This is a genomic window from Taklimakanibacter albus, assembly GCF_016595235.1.
GTDB classification, from domain to species: domain Bacteria; phylum Pseudomonadota; class Alphaproteobacteria; order Rhizobiales; family Aestuariivirgaceae; genus Taklimakanibacter; species Taklimakanibacter albus.
Genome location: NZ_JAENHL010000008.1, coordinates 1,739,095 through 1,753,922, shown reverse-complemented (window position 1 = coordinate 1,753,922; position 14,828 = coordinate 1,739,095). Strand labels below are relative to the sequence as shown.

Sequence of the window (14,828 nt, the reverse complement as noted above, 5' to 3'; positions counted from 1 at the left end):
CTAGAATGTCCCTATGCCGGTGGGTCCTCCCATACCGGGGCCGATGCGCGTGATCGCCGTCCTCGCCCTGTTGCCGTTTCCAGCGCTTCTGGTCCTGGCTTGGCTGTCGCCGGCGGGACTGGCGCCGGCGCTCCTGTCTTACGCCGCCCTTATCGCCGCCATGCTCGGCGGCGCTCATTGGCTGGTGGCGACGGGACCTTATGGAAGGGCGCGGATTGCCGCCGAAGGTCTTTCAGGACTCGCCGTACTGGCGGTCGCCTGGCTGGCGCTGATTGCGCCGGCCTATCTCGGCTTTCTGCTCCTGATCGCCGCTTTTTTCGTCCTGATCCTGCGCGATGCGCTCGCCGAGGAGGCTGCGGCTTGCCCAAGCTGGTTCACGCGCTGGCGCGCTTATATCGCCGCGGGTGCCGCCGCGACCTGCGTCCTGGGTGTGTTCCCGGTCCTCATCTGATCCGGCCGGCCGGGAAGCGGTGGATCGCCTTGCCGCCGATCATCCACACATCGAAACGCCCGTCGGGAAAGATCGCCTGGAAGGGCTCGGCCGAGACGCTCAAGCCCCCGGTAAAGCTGCCATAGGCCGGCATGACGATCCGCCGCTCATGACCGATGAAACATTTACGCCGGAGCGCCCGGCCGCGCTGGGCGAGCGAGGCGGCGGGATGCAGATGGCCGGCGATCTCGAATTCCTCTTCCGCCAGCGCCGCGGGAATATGCCGGAGCGTGATGGGGCCGAGCGCGATCTCCTCGGCAAAATGCCCGCCCAGCGCTTGAGGCGGCGAGGGATCGTGATTGCCGGCGAGCCAGATGACGTCGATGCCGCGGGTCAGGCGGGCGAACTCCGCGATGTCACTCGGGTCGATGCGCAGATGCGCTTCGTCGTCATGGAAGGAGTCGCCGAGCAGGATTAGCCGCTTGGGCCGCGCCGCCGCGAGCGAGAAGGAGAGATGCTCGAGTGTGGCACGCGTGTCGTAAGGCGGCAGATGCACGCCGCGCCGCGCCAGCGAGGAGGCTTTTTCGAGATGGAGATCGGCGACGAGCAGCGCCTCGAAGTCCGGAACATAAAGGGCGCCGGCGAGATCCGGGAGGAGCTCGAGCCCGCTCAAGCTTATGCAGGCCGCTCTAGACAAGGCGCATGGCCTCATCGATGAGTTCATCTTCGGCTTCGGCAAGAAGAGCGTCATCGGCCTCGCCGTAAACGGATTCTTTCCCGATCTCAAGCATGACCGGCACGGCAAGCGGCGACACCGTGTCGAGCGCGCGATGCACGATCTGGCCCCGGATGCGCTTGAGAAGGGCACCCAGCCGGTGCACGTCGATGAGTCCGTCCGCCGCGTCATCCCAGGCGGCACGCAGCAGCAGATGCTGCGGCTCGTGACGCAGGAGCACGTCATAGATGAGATCGGAATTCACCGTCATCTGCCGCGCCGTCTTCTCTTTGCCCGGCCATCGCCTTTCGATCAGCCCGGCGATGATGGCGGCGTTGCGGAAGGTGCGCTTCATCAGATTGGATTCGGCGAGCCAGGCATCGAGATCATCGCCCAGCATATCCTCACCGAACAGATGAGCGAGATCGAGCCGGCCGGTCGAGATCAGCAAGGACAGATCGCGCAGGCACCAGACGACGAGCGCATATTCCGACGCGACGAAGCCCATGGGCTGCGCGCCCATGCGCTCGAGCCGGCGCGTCAGGAGCATACCGAGCGTCTGATGCGCGAGACGGCCCTCGAAGGGATAGCACACCATGTAATGGCGCTGCGCCCGGGGAAAGGTCTCGATCAGCATCTGGCGCGGCGACGGGATGATCGATTTCCAGCGCTGCACCGACAGCCAGTCGCGCACTTGCGCCGGCAGCGCCGGCCAGGCCTTAGGATCGGCCAGCATCTTGCGCACCCGTTCGGCGAGATAGGTGGAGAGCGGAAACTTGCCGCCGGCATAAGAGGGAATGGCGGGATCGCTCGCCTGCGTGCGCGATGCAAGCGCACCGAATTCATCGAGCCCTTCGAAGCGCAGGACCTCGCCGCCGAAGAGGAAAGTGTCGCCGCCCGAGAGCTGGCTCAGGAACCATTCCTCCATCTCACCCAGCACCCGCCCGCCGGTGACGACGCGCCGTCCGAGCCGCTTCTTGATGCTGGCGAGGCGCACTTTGAGCATCTCTTCTTCGACGATGGTGCCCATATTGAGCCGGTATTGCTGGGCGAGCCGCGGATGGGTGAGGCGCAGTTCGCCGTCGCCCCATGGCTTCAGTTTGGCATAACGCTCATAGGCCTTGAGCGCATAGCCGCCATTGGTGACGAACTCGACGGCGCGGTCGAAATCCTCACGCGTGAGGTTGCGATAGGTCCAGGCGGTCTTGACCTCACCATAGAGCTGATCGGGATGGAAGGGGCCGGCGCAGGCGCGGCACATGATGTGCTGGGCCAGCACGTCGAGCTTGAGCACGGAAGGATATTCGGTGTCCTGGGCGCCTTCGGCGGCGGCCTGGCGCGCCGCCTCGCATTCGAGCACCTCGAAGCGGTTGGAGGGCACCAGCATAGCCTGCGAGGGCTCGTCGAGCCGGTGATTGGAGCGGCCGATGCGCTGCAGGAGCCGGCTCGATCCCTTGGGCGCGCCGACATGGATGACGAGATCGACATCGCCCCAGTCGATGCCGAGATCGAGCGTCGAGGTGCAGACCACGGCGCGCAATTTGCCGGCCGCCATTGCCGCCTCCACCTTGCGCCGCTGTCCGACATCGAGCGAGCCGTGATGCAGCGCGATCGGCAGATGGTCCTCATTGGCCGTCCACAAAGACTGGAAAGTCATCTCGGCCTGGGCTCGCGTATTGACGAAGACGAGCGTCATGCGCGCCTGTTTGATCGCTTCGTAGATTTCCGGGATGGCATAACGCGTCATGTGACCGGACCACGGCACGCGCTCGGCCGATTTGAGAATGCTGATCTGCGGCGCCGCACCCGCCTTGCCCATCACCAGCTCGGCGCGCTGGTTTTCACCTTGTTGCGGAGTGAGCCAGGCGCGCAGCGCATCGGGATCGGCGACGGTGGCGGAAAGCCCGATGCGGCGCACTTGCGGCGCGAGGCTTCTCACCCGCGAGAGCGCCAAGGATAGGAGCACGCCGCGCTTCGAGGTGACGATCGAGTGCAATTCGTCCAGCACGATGGCGCGCAGATCCTTCAGCATATGCGCGGCTCCGGGGTCGGCGACGAGGAGCGAGACCTGCTCTGGCGTGGTGATCAATATGTCGGGCGGCTTTTCGCGCTGGCGCTTGCGGCGCGAATGCGGCGTGTCGCCGGTGCGCGTCTCGACGCGGACCGGCAGCTGCATCTCGCTGACCGGCGTTTCGAGATTGCGTGCGATGTCGACGGCGAGCGCCTTGAGCGGCGACACATAAAGCGTGTGGATGCCGCCACGTTGGGGTTCCCGGGTCAGCTCCACCAGGCTCGGCAGGAAGCCCGCCAGCGTCTTGCCGCCGCCGGTGGGCGATATCAGCAGGACATCGTAGCCGGCCTGCGCCTTTTCCAGCACCTCCAGCTGGTGCGGGCGCGGGCTCCAGCCGCGCGTCCGGAACCAGTCGGTGAAGACCTGGGGCAGCCTGGTCGGTCGGTCGTCCATGCCGCAACCATAGCCGGATTTGCCGCGCGGCTGGTGCCAGATTTTGTCAGCAGCAGGCAAGTTCCCGACTGTGCGGCACTCGGAATCGATCTAATAATGACGGCCCATGCACTCCCCGCAATCGACACCCGTCACGCATAGAGGCGTACTCGCCATCGCCGTGCCGATCATGCTGTCCAATGTGACGCAGCCGATCATCGGCATCGTCAATGCGGCGGTGATCGGGCAATTGCCGGGCGCCTATTACATCGGCGCCATCACCGTCGGCGCCTTGATCTTCAATTTCATCTATTGGGGCTTCGGCTTTCTGCGGCTCGGCACCGGCGGGCTCAGCGCCCAGGCGACCGGGCGCGGCGACGCAGCGGAACTGGTGGCGGTGCTGATCCGCGCCCTCATCATCGCCGTGATCGCCGGGGTGGCGATCATCCTGCTGTCGCCACTGATCGGCAAGCTCACCTTCAGCCTCATCAACGGCTCCGAGGAGGTCGAAAGGCACGCCGCGCAATATTTCTATATTCGCGTCTTCTCCGCCCCTTTCGCGCTGATGGACTTCTGCCTCATCGGCTGGTTTGTCGGCCAAGGCCGCGCCCGCGTCGCCTTTCTCCTCCAGATCTACCTCAATCTTACCAATGGCGCCTTGAGCCTGTTCTTCGTCTTAGGGCTAGGCATGACCTCCGACGGCGTGGCGCTCGCCGTCCTCATCGCCGAGGTCACGGCGGCTTTGCTCGGGCTCATCATCGCTTTTGGGCGCCTGAAGGAAATGGGCGCCCGTTTCGAGCGGGCGCGGGTCTTCGATCGCGCCCAGCTCATCCGCACCTTCGTCATCAACCGCGACATCATGATCAGGACCGTCTGCCTGGTCCTGGTCTTCTCCTGGTTCACCGCCAGGGGCGCGCAGGCCGGCGACGTCATCGTCTCGGCCAATGCCGTCCTCATGCATTTCTTCGATTTCGCCGCTTTCCTGATCGATGGCTTCGCGCTCGCCACCGAGGCTTTGGTCGGCCAGGCGGTGGGCGCGCGCGACCGGCAGCGTTTCAACACCGCGATCCAGCTCACCTGGGTGTGGCTGACACTCACCGGCGTCGCCGCTGCGGCACTCATCTGGTTCGGCGGACCGTTCTTCATCGACCTGATGGCGGCGAATGAAGACGTGCGCGCCACAGCCCGGATTTATCTCTTCTGGGTGGCTCTGACGCCCTTGGCCGGCATCGCCTGCTTCCAATATGACGGCATCTTCACCGGCGCCACCCAGACCGCCGACATGCGCAACATGATGCTGCTGTCGATGATCATCACCCTCATCGCCTGGTGGCCGCTCGAGCTATATTACGCCAATCACGGCCTGTGGGCGACGATGATCGTCTTCTTCGTGTCGCGCGGCATATTGTTCGCCCTGCGCATGCCGGCGTTGAGAAGAACTGCGTTTGGGTAACTCTCCCTCCGCCGCCGAAGTCGGGGAGGGTGGCGCGCGGAACGCGCGACGGGTGGGGTTTCTCCGCTAGAGAGATCTATCACGCAAGAATCTGATGGATACCTGGCGGTGGAGAGACCCCACCCGTCCGCCCCTAGATCGCGATCAATTCAGGTCGTTCGACCTGAATTGATAAAAGTGATCGGAATCTTAGTTTGGCGGGTGATCGGGCGGAAAACCGGCATCCACTTTTCCTGATCACGCGCTAAGGGCGGACACCCTCCCCGCGCTTCGCGCGGCGGAGGGAGAATACGCCTATGAAGCTCAACTGAGTTACTCGGTCTGGTATCTCGCGATGGCGCCGCGCTCGATCGCCGCGGTGACGAGCTTGTCGAGGCCGAGATGGTCGCGCAGCATGGCGAGGAAGCGCAATTCCTCCTTGCCGACCGCGAGGTCGGAGGCCGCGATCTCGACCGCCAACGCATAAGCGGTCTCGCGCAATTTCGGCGTCAGCGCCTCGGCGGCGAGGCCGAACACCGCTTCGAGGCCTTCCTTGTCCTGCAGGATCTCACCGCATTCCTGCGCCACATGGGTCAGCTTGTCGGCGTCGAAGGCGCGGAAGATCGGCAATTGCTTGACGATACGGCCGATCGCCTTGAGTTCGCGGTCGCCGATATCGCCCTGGACGCCGGCGGTCGTGACCATGACATAGATCAAGGCATGATGGGTGCTGATGGTTTTGCTCACCGGAAACTCCACTGTTCCGCCGACTGGCTAGCGGGAGAAGGGCATTTTGTCCAGTTCGCTCAGACGGGGTGAAGGTAACGTTCGGAAGGGGAGGATTTTCATCTTTCAGGATGGGTGAAAAACGGAGCCCCCATCTGCCGCCCCGGAAACGACAAGAATCCGCATCAGTTTCGCCTCAGCACCATCATCTGAGGGGATGACGATGACCTTGCGAATTCTGCCCGCCATAGGTCTGGCGGCCTGCCTGTCGCTTTGGCAGCAGCCTGCTTTGGCGGATGAGAAGGTCGAGCTTTGCGACGCCACGCCGTTCAAGGAGAGATTGGCGCAAGCCGCGACGCGCCATCTGGTCGAGCAGGGAGCTGCCTTCAAGAGATTCGGCGTGCATGCGATGCCGGCGGAAGATTTGGGCGACAACTATCCGCCGGGCACCTGGATCGTCTATTTCTCGTCGAGTTTTCGCTGTGGTGAGCTGGGACTCGACGGCGGCGGCTGGGAAGTCGCCATCGACCCTAAGACCCTCAAGGTCCTGAAAAGCTTCCACAGTCCTCTTTGAGGCATCATCGGCCTTACGCCCACCATTCGCCCCGCATGACGACGCCATGCGCCGAGATGCGTTTGGTGCCGGCGAGATGCTCACCGGTAACGTCGACATAATCGAACTGGCCGTCATCGATCCTGATGAGGCTGGCGTCGCCCAGCGCGCCCGGCTTCAGCGTGCCGAGATCGAGCCGCTTGATGGCGCGCGCCGGCGTTTCGGTGGCCGAGCGGATGATGTCGTTGAGCCCCATGCCGAGGCAGAGGAATTTCGACATGGTGGTGACGAGGTCATGGGCCGGCCCGTCGATGCACAGAGCATGCACGTCGGAGGAGATCGTGTCGGGCAGGAAACCATTGGCCAGCATCGCGCGCGCCGTCTTGAAGGCGAAGGAGCCCATGCCGTGGCCGATATCGAACAATACGCCGCGCTTGCGGGCGGCGAGCACGGCGGGCTTGATCGTGCCCTGCGCCGTCACCGGCGCATTGGGGAAGGGGCGGAAGGCGTGGGTCAGCACGTCGCCGGGGCGGAGCCTCGCCAGCACGTCTTCATAGGTGGGCGGCGGCTCGTCGATATGCGCCATCAGCGGCAGGCCTGATTCATTGGCGGCATCGAGCGCCACATCGAGCGGCGCCACGCCCTGATCGCCCGATGCGTGCCGGCCGACCCTGACCTTGATGCCGATGATCTCTTGCCGGTATTTCGCCGCGACCTCGACGGCGCCGCGCGGATCCATGAGCCGCATGTCCTCGCTCTCGCCCACATGCACGAGGGTCGAGAAGCCATAGATGCCGGCATGCGAGACATGCAGATAGGCATAGATGCGCGAACGCGCCGGGGCGATCACATGTTTGGCGAAGCCGGCGAAATTGCCGGGACCGGCCGAGCCCGTATCGACCGAGGTGGTGACGCCGCTTTTGAGCGCATAGAGATCAGGATCGACGCCGAGCGAGGTGCCGCCCCAATAGACATGGGTATGGAGATCGATGAGCCCCGGCGTCACGATGAAGCCGCTCACATCCTTGATTTTTGTCTGGGTGTCGCGCTTGAGGCCGGGGCCGATGCCCGTAACCTTGCCTAGGGCGAAGCCCACTTCAGTGACGGCATCGAGCGCTTGCGACGGGTCGATGACGCGCCCGCCGGTGAGGATGAGGTCGTGAGCCATAGTCTTCGTGCTTTGCTTTAGTGGGTTCTTTTGGGCGGGGCGGCGAGCGGGAGCTCGTCGAAAAGGGAAGGCGCAGTGTCGGTCTTTGCGCGCTCGATGGCAAGCATGCGGAATTTGGTCTGGACTCCACCTGGCGCCGAGAAGCCGCCGGTCTTGCCGCCGGCCGCCAGGATACGGTGGCAGGGCACGATGATCGGATAGGGATTGCGCCCCAAGGCCTGGCCGACCTCGCGGGCGAGATGCAGCCCACCCATTTCCTTGGCGATGTCGCCATAGGTGCGGGTGGCGCCGGGCGGAATGCGCCTTGCGATTTCATAGACCCGCCGGCTGAATTCCGAGAGACCGGTCTCATCGAGCGGTATGTCGGCGAGATCGTCGGCGGCCCCCTGGAGCAATGCCTGGATCCGTCGGATCGCGTCCGCGATCTCAGACGGTGGTGTGCCTTCCCGCGCCTCCGGGTGGCGCGCCGTGAACCGTGCCGTGAGATCGTTGGCGCTGTCTTCCGGCAGGCTGGCGCCGACAATGCCGGCGGGACCCCAGGCGATGCCGCAGCGGCCGATGGCGGTGTCGAAGACTGTGTAGAGGACAGGCTGGCTCATGGAGGACTCTGGATAAAATCGCGGACCATGTCGATCGCATCGACGAGGCCGACACGTTCGATGCGCATGCCGGGCGGGAAGGCGGTGCAGAAACGCGAGGCGAGGCGGGGATCGAGCACCACGAAGGCGCCGCGGTCCCCTTCGCGCCGGATGAGGCGGCCGAAGGCCTGGCGCAATCTGAGGCGCACCGTCATGTCGGTATAGGCCTGGCCGCCAAAGGCCTGCTTGCGGGCGCGCTCCAGAATGGTGGGCGTGCCCCACGGCACCCGGTCGAGCACGATGAGCCTCAAGGAGTCTCCCGGTACGTCGACGCCGTCCCGCACCGCATCGGTGCCGAGGAGGCAGGCGTCCCGCTCGGCGCGGAACATGTCGACCAGCGTGCCGGTGTCGATCGGATCGACATGCTGGGCATATAGCGGCAGGCCCTTTTGCGCCAGCGGCCTGACCAGCCGCTTATAGACGGCGCGCAGGCGCGAGATGGCGGTGAACAGCCCGAGGCTGCCACCGCGCGCGCCCAGGAACAATTCGCGATAGGCGGCGGCCAGCTGGTCCATGTCCTCGCGATTGACGTCGTTCACCACGATGATGCGGCTCGAATTCTTGTAGTCGAAGGGCGAGTCATAGCTCACCCGCCGGACCGGATATGGCAGGTGCACGGCGCCGGTGCGCATCTCGGCATTGGTCCAGTCTTCCGGCGCCTCGGGCGGTCGATCTTTCAGCGTCGCCGAGGTGATGACGACGCCATCGGCGGGTTTGAGCACGACAAGCGCCAGAGGTTCAGTCGGGTCGATCCAGTGGCTGTGAAGGCCGACATCGGCCTCGCGCCCGAACATCTGGTCGACCGAGAACCATTCGACGAAAAGCGGATTGGGCTTGTCGAGCAGCCTTTCGATCATGTCGATCCAGCTGCCGACCATCAGCTCGCCGCGCCGCCTGAGCGAGCGCGCCACGGCTTCGATGCGGCCGCGATCATAGGTCGTGAGCTCGGCGGCTTCATCGTCGAGCTTCTTGGCGAGTGTATTGGCGAGCGACGCCATCGGGCGCTTGAGGTCGATGAGGGCGGCCGCGAGCTCGCCGGCGGCCGTCGAGAGCCCTTCGACCAGCGGCATGCAATCGGTCTCGAGCGTCTGGCCGGAATTCTGCTCGGCGCGGGCCAGCACCTGCTGGCGCACCAGGGTGAGGAAGCTTTCGGCCGCCCCTTCCGGCGTGCCGGCCTGGATGCGCCGCGTCCAGCCGGGACCGGGCAGCGCATAAGCGGCGCTGAGCACGGCATTGAGATGTTTCTCCGCCGTCTCGTCGTCGCTGACCAGATCGCCGACACGCTCTTTCAAGCCGCGGCCGCGCCGGCCGGCGGATTCCGGTCCCCTGAGCCAGCGCCTGAGCTCCGCCGTCTCGAGCGCGGTCAGATGGCCGGAAAAAGCCGAATCCGAGGCATCGAAGAGATGATGGCCTTCATCGAAAACGAGCCGACGCAGATCCTGGGGCGCTGAGGATTCTTCCTTGGTCTGGGTATAGCCGATGGCCTGGTCTACCGCCGCCTTGCGTAAGACCAGCGCGTGATTGGCGATCACGAGATCGGCCTTGCGGCCCTGGATCATGGCGCGTTCGATGAAGCACTTTCGGTAATGCGGGCAGGCGGCATAGATGCATTCGCCGCGCCGGTCGGTGAGGCCGAGTGCGGCGGGCGACAGCGCCCGGTTTTCACCATCGAGCGCCACGTCGTTGAAGAGCGGCAGGAGCCAGGACGGAAAGTCGCCGCCCACCATGTCGCCGTCGCGGCTGGCCCTGACCCAGCGCGCCACGAGTGCCGCGAGCAGCGCCGAGCGCGGATTGGCCGAGCTCATCTTGGCGAAGGCTTCCTGCAGATTGAGCAGGCAGACATAATTCTCGCGGCCCTTGCGGATGACGATGCGATCGCGCCGCTCGGCCGGGTCGGCGACGATGCGCTGTGTTTCCTGGTCGATCTGGCGCTGCAGGTTCTTGGTGTAGGTCGACACCCAGACCGGCGCGTTGTTCTTGCGCGCCCACAACCACGAGGGCGAGAGATAGCCGAGTGTCTTGCCGAGGCCGGTGCCGGCTTCGGCGAGGAGGATGTGGTTGGAGGTCTCCTCGTCACGCGGCTGGAAGGCATGCGTCGTGGTCGCGGCATAGTCCTTCTGCTCGACCCGTGTCTCGGCGTCCGCGCCCAGCACCTGGGCGAGAAAGTCCTTCGCCTCGTCGGGGCTGACGCCAAGATGCGAGCCGGGCGGCCGGCCGCCATCGTCCTCCCATTCATCGATCCGGTCCCACACATTGAGGCCGGTGACGAAGGTGCCGACATCGAGGCGCGGATTGGCCTTCATCAGCGCCGTCATCACGGCGCGCGCCCAGGGCCAGTTGGCGCGGGCGAGGAAGGTGGCGTTTTCCGCCGTCTCGCGCAGCAGCGGGTAATTGGGGCTGGTGAGCCGGGCGATCAGATCATCGGCGATGGCGCGGAGAAGCTCGGTCTCCTCCGTCTCGGGATCGAGGCCCAGAGCGCGGGCGATGCCTTTGGGTGTCGGCGTGGCGAAGCGTGCCGGGCAGACGAAGGCGAACAGCTCGGCGACGTCGACATGCTTCTGCTCGCGCGCCTGGCGGATCACCGCGCGCGGCGCCTCGGCGGCGAAGCCCAGCCGCTCGATGACGAAGGCGGAATGGCAGAGGAGATGCGGCTCACGGATGAGATGGGTGAGCGCTTCCGCCGCCTCGACCCGCTTATCGGGAGCGAGCTTGAGCGCAATGCCGTCGAGCACGGCGACGGGCGCCGTTTCGTTCTGGGGGAAGAGCAGGGAGGAGGACAAAGACATTGGGCGTGAACATACAGTGATCAAATCAGCCGGTACAGCAAAGTCTTTACGCCATGCTCAGCAGAAAGTGATCCGGCCATGCTGGAACATGACGTAAGCGCCCGGCATTGTTCCCTCTTCAGCAGGAGGAAACCCCATGGACCAGAAATATATCGATCTTTTCGACCGTTATACGCATGGCCAGATGAAGCGCCGTGACTTCCTCGAAAGGCTGGCGGCACTGGCCGGAAGTACCGCCGCGGCGGTGGCCCTCTTGCCGGTGCTCGAGAACAATTACGCCAGCGCCGAGATGATCGCCGAGAACGACACCCGCATCCTGCCCGAGACGATCACCTATGAATCGACCGCCGGCAAGGTGTCGGGCTATCTCGTCAAGCAGAAGCAGTTTCCCAAGGCCGGGGGCGTCGTCGTCATCTCCGAAAATCGCGGCCTCAATCCGCATATCAAGGATGTGGCGCGCCGCCTCGCCACTGAAGGTTTCCTGGCGCTGGCGCCCGATTATCTGAGCATCAAGGGCGGCACGCCCGACGATGCCGACAAGGCGCGCGACATGATCGGCACGCTCACCTCCGACGAAACGGTGGCCATCTCCCGCGCCAGCCTCGCGGCTCTGGCGGCGCGCGCCGATTGCACCGGCAAGGTCGCCGCCATCGGCTTCTGCTGGGGCGGCGGCAAGGTGGGCGAGCTCGCGGTGGCGGAGCCGTCGCTGGCGGCGGGTGTCGTTTATTACGGATCGCAGCCCAAGGCCGACCAGGTCGCCCATATCAAGGCGCCTTTGATGCTCCATTATGCCGGGCTCGACGAGCGCATCAATGCCGGCATCCCGGCCTTCGAGAAGGCGCTCAAGGACAATGGCAAGTTCTATGAGCTCTTCATCTATGACGGCGCCAATCACGCCTTCAACAACGACACCAATGAGGCGCGCTACAACAAGGATGCCGCCGAATTGGCCTGGAGCCGCACGGTGGAATTTCTCCGCAAGAATCTCGCCGTTGCCTGAAAATCAGGCAGTGCAGCATCAGACCGAAAGTGCGAAGCGGTTTTCGGATGATCTGATGCCCTTATAAATACGGATAGCTCCCTTCCGCATTTCGCTCTTGCCTCGGGCAAGGCCGCCTGCATCATGGCGCCTCCCAATTGGATCGACAGGAGAGCGAGATGGAGTTCAGGCAGCTAGGCGGCTCGGGATTCAAGGTGCCGGCCCTCAGTTTGGGCACGGCCACATTCGGCGGCGGTACCGAATTCTTCAAGGCCTGGGGGGCCAGCGGCGCCAAGGAGGCGACCAAGCTCATCAGCATCTGCCTCGAGGCGGGCGTCAATATGTTTGACAGCGCCGATGTCTATTCCAAAGGTCTTTCCGAGGAAGTTCTCGGCAAGGCGATCAAGGGTCGCCGCGACAAGGTCCTCATCTCGACCAAAGCGACCTTCCGTTTTTCCGACGAGCCGAATGATGTCGGCTCGTCGCGCTCTCATCTCATCAAGCAGGTCGAAGGCAGCCTGAAGCGTCTCGGCACCGATTACATCGATCTCTTCCAACTGCATGGCTTCGACGCCGTGACGCCAATCGAGGAAACGGTCTCGACGCTCGATGATCTCGTGCGCGCCGGCAAGATCCGTTATCTCGGCTGCTCCAATTTCTCCGGCTGGCATCTGATGAAGTCGCTCGCCGTCTCGGACCGTTACGGCTATTCGCGTTATGTCGCCCATCAGGCCTATTATTCGCTGATCGGGCGCGACTACGAATTGGAGCTGATGCCGCTGGCGCTCGACCAGGGTGTCGGTTGCGTGGTGTGGAGCCCGCTCGGCTGGGGCCGCCTGACTGGCAAATTGCGCCGTGGCGCCAGCCTGCCGAAGCAGAGCCGCCTGCACAAGACCGCCGACAACGGCCCGCAAGTAACGGACGAATATCTCTACAAGGTCGTCGATGCCTTGGACGATGTCGCCAAGGAGACCGGCAAGACCATCCCGCAGATCGCCATCAATTGGCTCCTGCAGCGCCCCAGCGTATCGACCGTGATCATCGGCGCCCGTAATGAGGAGCAGCTGCGCCAGAATCTGGGCGCCGTCGGCTGGAATCTGACGAAAGAGCAAGTGGCGAAACTCGACGCCGCCAGCCTCACCAAGCCGCCATATCCTTATTGGCATCAGCTCGAATTCGTCGAGCGCAATCCCTTCCCGGTCGAGCGAGGTTGACGCAGCCTGATACGGCTTATACAGCAAGGGCCCGGCAAATATGGATTTGCCGGGCTTTTTAACCTTTTCCAAAAAGACAGGACAATGACCGACCAACTCCTTCGCGCCGCCGCTCTCGACAGCAAGGCGTGGCCTTTTGAAGAGGCCCGCAAGCTTTTGGAGCGCGTGAAGGGCAAAAAACAACCGGTCAAGGAAGTCCTGTTCGAGACGGGCTACGGGCCCTCGGGGTTGCCGCATATCGGCACCTTCGGCGAGGTGGCGCGCACCTCCATGGTGCGCCATGCCTTCGAGACCATGTCGGATATTCCGACGCGGCTCCTGTGCTTCTCCGACGACATGGACGGCCTGCGCAAGGTGCCGGACAATATTCCGAACAAGGAGCTGATCGCCCAGCATCTCGGCCGCAAGCTCACCACCATTCCTGATCCGTTCGGCAAATATGAGAGCTTCGGCCATCACAACAACGCCATGCTGCGCCGCTTCCTCGACGCCTATGGCTTCCAATATGAATTCGCCAGCGCCACCGATTATTATACATCGGGCCGCTTCGATAAGGCGTTGCTCAGGGCGCTCGAATGTTACGACGAGATCATGGCGATCATGCTGCCGTCGCTGCGCGAGGAGCGTTCGCAGACCTATTCGCCCTTCCTCCCCGTTCATCCGGAATCGGGCGTCGTCATGCAGGTGCCGATCGAAAGCCGCGACGTGAAGGCGGGCACCATCGTGTGGCGCGATCCGGCGTCCGGCAAGGCCTATGAGACGCCGGTCACCGGCGGCCATTGCAAATTGCAGTGGAAGCCGGACTGGGCGATGCGCTGGTATGCGCTCGATGTCGATTATGAAATGTCGGGCAAGGACCTGATCGATTCCGTCAAGCTCGCCAGCCGCATCTGCAAGGTGCTGGGCGCCCCGCCGCCCGACGGCTTCAATTACGAGCTCTTCCTCGACGAGAAGGGCCAGAAGATCTCGAAGTCGAAGGGCAATGGTCTCACCATCGACGAATGGCTGACCTATGCCGACCCGCAGAGTCTGCAGCTCTTCATGTATTCGAAGCCGCGCGAGGCGAAGAAGCTCTATTTCGACGTGATCCCGCGCGCCGTCGACGACTATCAGGCGTTTCTCGACGCCTATGGCCGCCAGGATCAGGCGCAGAAGCTCACCAACCCGGTGTGGCACATCCATATGGGCTCGCCGCCCGCGCCGGAAGTGCTGGTCTCTGAAGCTGGCGGACGCACCCAAGCCGTCTCCTTCGCGCTTCTCCTCAATCTCGTGGCGGTCGCCAATGCCGAGAGCAAGGACGTTTTGTGGGCCTTCCTCAAGCGTTATGCGCCTTCGGTGTCGGCCGAAACCCATCCGCGTCTCGACGCGCTGGTCGGCTATGCGATCCGCTACTTCCAGGATTTCGTGAAGCCGCAGAAGAAGTATCGCCAGGCCACCGCCGATGAGCGCCAGGCGCTGGAGGATCTGTCGGCCGCGCTCGAACGCCTGCCGAAAGAGGCAACTCCCGAAGAGATCCAGCAGGCCGTCTATGATATCGGCCGCCGTGATCCCTATAAGACCGTACAGAAGGACGGCTCGACCGGTGTGTCGCTCGCCTGGTTCAACACCCTCTATCAGGTGCTGCTCGGCGAAGAGAAAGGCCCGCGCTTCGGGTCCTTCGCGGCCTTGTATGGTCTCGACAACACCCGCGCGCTGATCGGCAAGGCGCTGAAAGGCGAGCTCGGCTGAACTTCGGCACAGGAGA

The 14,828-nt window shown here is 63.9% G+C and carries 12 protein-coding genes; 6 read left to right on the top strand and 6 right to left on the bottom strand.

What is annotated here, in order from left to right; all coding sequences use genetic code 11:
* Positions 1-13 precede the first annotated feature (13 nt).
* On the top strand, positions 14-451 hold the full coding sequence (locus JHL16_RS31285; RefSeq protein WP_200188774.1) for a DUF3429 domain-containing protein: 438 nt from the start codon (positions 14-16) through the stop codon (positions 449-451).
* Here JHL16_RS31285 and pdeM read toward each other — a convergent pair.
* Together pdeM and JHL16_RS31275 are read right to left on the bottom strand one after the other, a co-directional pair.
* Complete coding sequence (gene pdeM / locus JHL16_RS31280; RefSeq protein ID WP_246771222.1) at positions 444-1,103, bottom strand: ligase-associated DNA damage response endonuclease PdeM; 660 nt, start codon at positions 1,101-1,103, stop codon at positions 444-446. The genes JHL16_RS31285 and pdeM overlap by 8 nt on opposite strands.
* Before the next feature lie 16 nt (positions 1,104-1,119).
* Positions 1,120-3,609 (bottom strand): ligase-associated DNA damage response DEXH box helicase, encoded by a 2,490-nt coding sequence (locus tag JHL16_RS31275; RefSeq protein WP_200188773.1) that lies wholly within the window; start codon positions 3,607-3,609, stop codon positions 1,120-1,122.
* Positions 3,610-3,715: 106 nt separating this feature from the next.
* Here JHL16_RS31275 and JHL16_RS31270 point away from each other — a divergent pair, with 106 nt between their 5' ends.
* A complete protein-coding gene (locus JHL16_RS31270) occupies positions 3,716-5,041 on the top strand; it encodes an MATE family efflux transporter (RefSeq protein ID WP_200188772.1) in 1,326 nt (441 codons plus the stop codon).
* A gap of 312 nt (positions 5,042-5,353) precedes the next feature.
* Here the strand turns inward: JHL16_RS31270 and JHL16_RS31265 are convergent, their stop codons facing one another.
* Entirely contained in the window at positions 5,354-5,767 is a 414-nt protein-coding gene (locus JHL16_RS31265) for a TerB family tellurite resistance protein (RefSeq protein WP_200188771.1), read from the bottom strand.
* Between the two features lie 202 nt (positions 5,768-5,969).
* Here JHL16_RS31265 and JHL16_RS31260 point away from each other — a divergent pair, with 202 nt between their 5' ends.
* Positions 5,970-6,320 carry a hypothetical protein gene (locus tag JHL16_RS31260; RefSeq protein ID WP_200188770.1) on the top strand — a complete coding sequence of 117 codons (351 nt, stop codon included), beginning with the start codon at positions 5,970-5,972 and terminating at the stop codon, positions 6,318-6,320.
* 13 nt (positions 6,321-6,333) lie between these two features.
* Here JHL16_RS31260 and JHL16_RS31255 read toward each other — a convergent pair whose 3' ends face one another.
* The 3 genes from JHL16_RS31255 to JHL16_RS31245 are packed head-to-tail and all read right to left on the bottom strand — an operon-like array spanning position 6,334 to position 10,891.
* Complete coding sequence (locus tag JHL16_RS31255) at positions 6,334-7,467, bottom strand: amidohydrolase/deacetylase family metallohydrolase (RefSeq protein WP_200188769.1); 1,134 nt, start codon at positions 7,465-7,467, stop codon at positions 6,334-6,336.
* Positions 7,468-7,484: 17 nt separating this feature from the next.
* A complete protein-coding gene (locus JHL16_RS31250) occupies positions 7,485-8,066 on the bottom strand; it encodes a methylated-DNA--[protein]-cysteine S-methyltransferase (RefSeq protein ID WP_200188768.1) in 582 nt (193 codons plus the stop codon).
* Positions 8,063-10,891, bottom strand: coding sequence for an ATP-dependent DNA helicase (locus tag JHL16_RS31245; RefSeq protein WP_200188767.1), 2,829 nt, complete (start codon positions 10,889-10,891; stop codon positions 8,063-8,065). Before JHL16_RS31245 ends, JHL16_RS31250 begins: the two co-directional genes overlap by 4 nt.
* 136 nt (positions 10,892-11,027) lie before the next feature.
* Between JHL16_RS31245 and JHL16_RS31240 the strand changes: the two genes are divergently transcribed.
* From JHL16_RS31240 to JHL16_RS31230, 3 genes are all read left to right on the top strand, one after another.
* Positions 11,028-11,891 carry a dienelactone hydrolase family protein gene (locus JHL16_RS31240; RefSeq protein ID WP_200188766.1) on the top strand — a complete coding sequence of 288 codons (864 nt, stop codon included), beginning with the start codon at positions 11,028-11,030 and terminating at the stop codon, positions 11,889-11,891.
* Between the two features lie 158 nt (positions 11,892-12,049).
* A complete protein-coding gene (locus JHL16_RS31235) occupies positions 12,050-13,084 on the top strand; it encodes an aldo/keto reductase (RefSeq protein WP_200188765.1) in 1,035 nt (344 codons plus the stop codon).
* A gap of 84 nt (positions 13,085-13,168) precedes the next feature.
* Positions 13,169-14,812 carry a lysine--tRNA ligase gene (locus JHL16_RS31230; protein ID WP_200188764.1) on the top strand — a complete coding sequence of 548 codons (1,644 nt, stop codon included), beginning with the start codon at positions 13,169-13,171 and terminating at the stop codon, positions 14,810-14,812.
* The last annotated feature ends 16 nt before the right edge of the window (positions 14,813-14,828 follow it).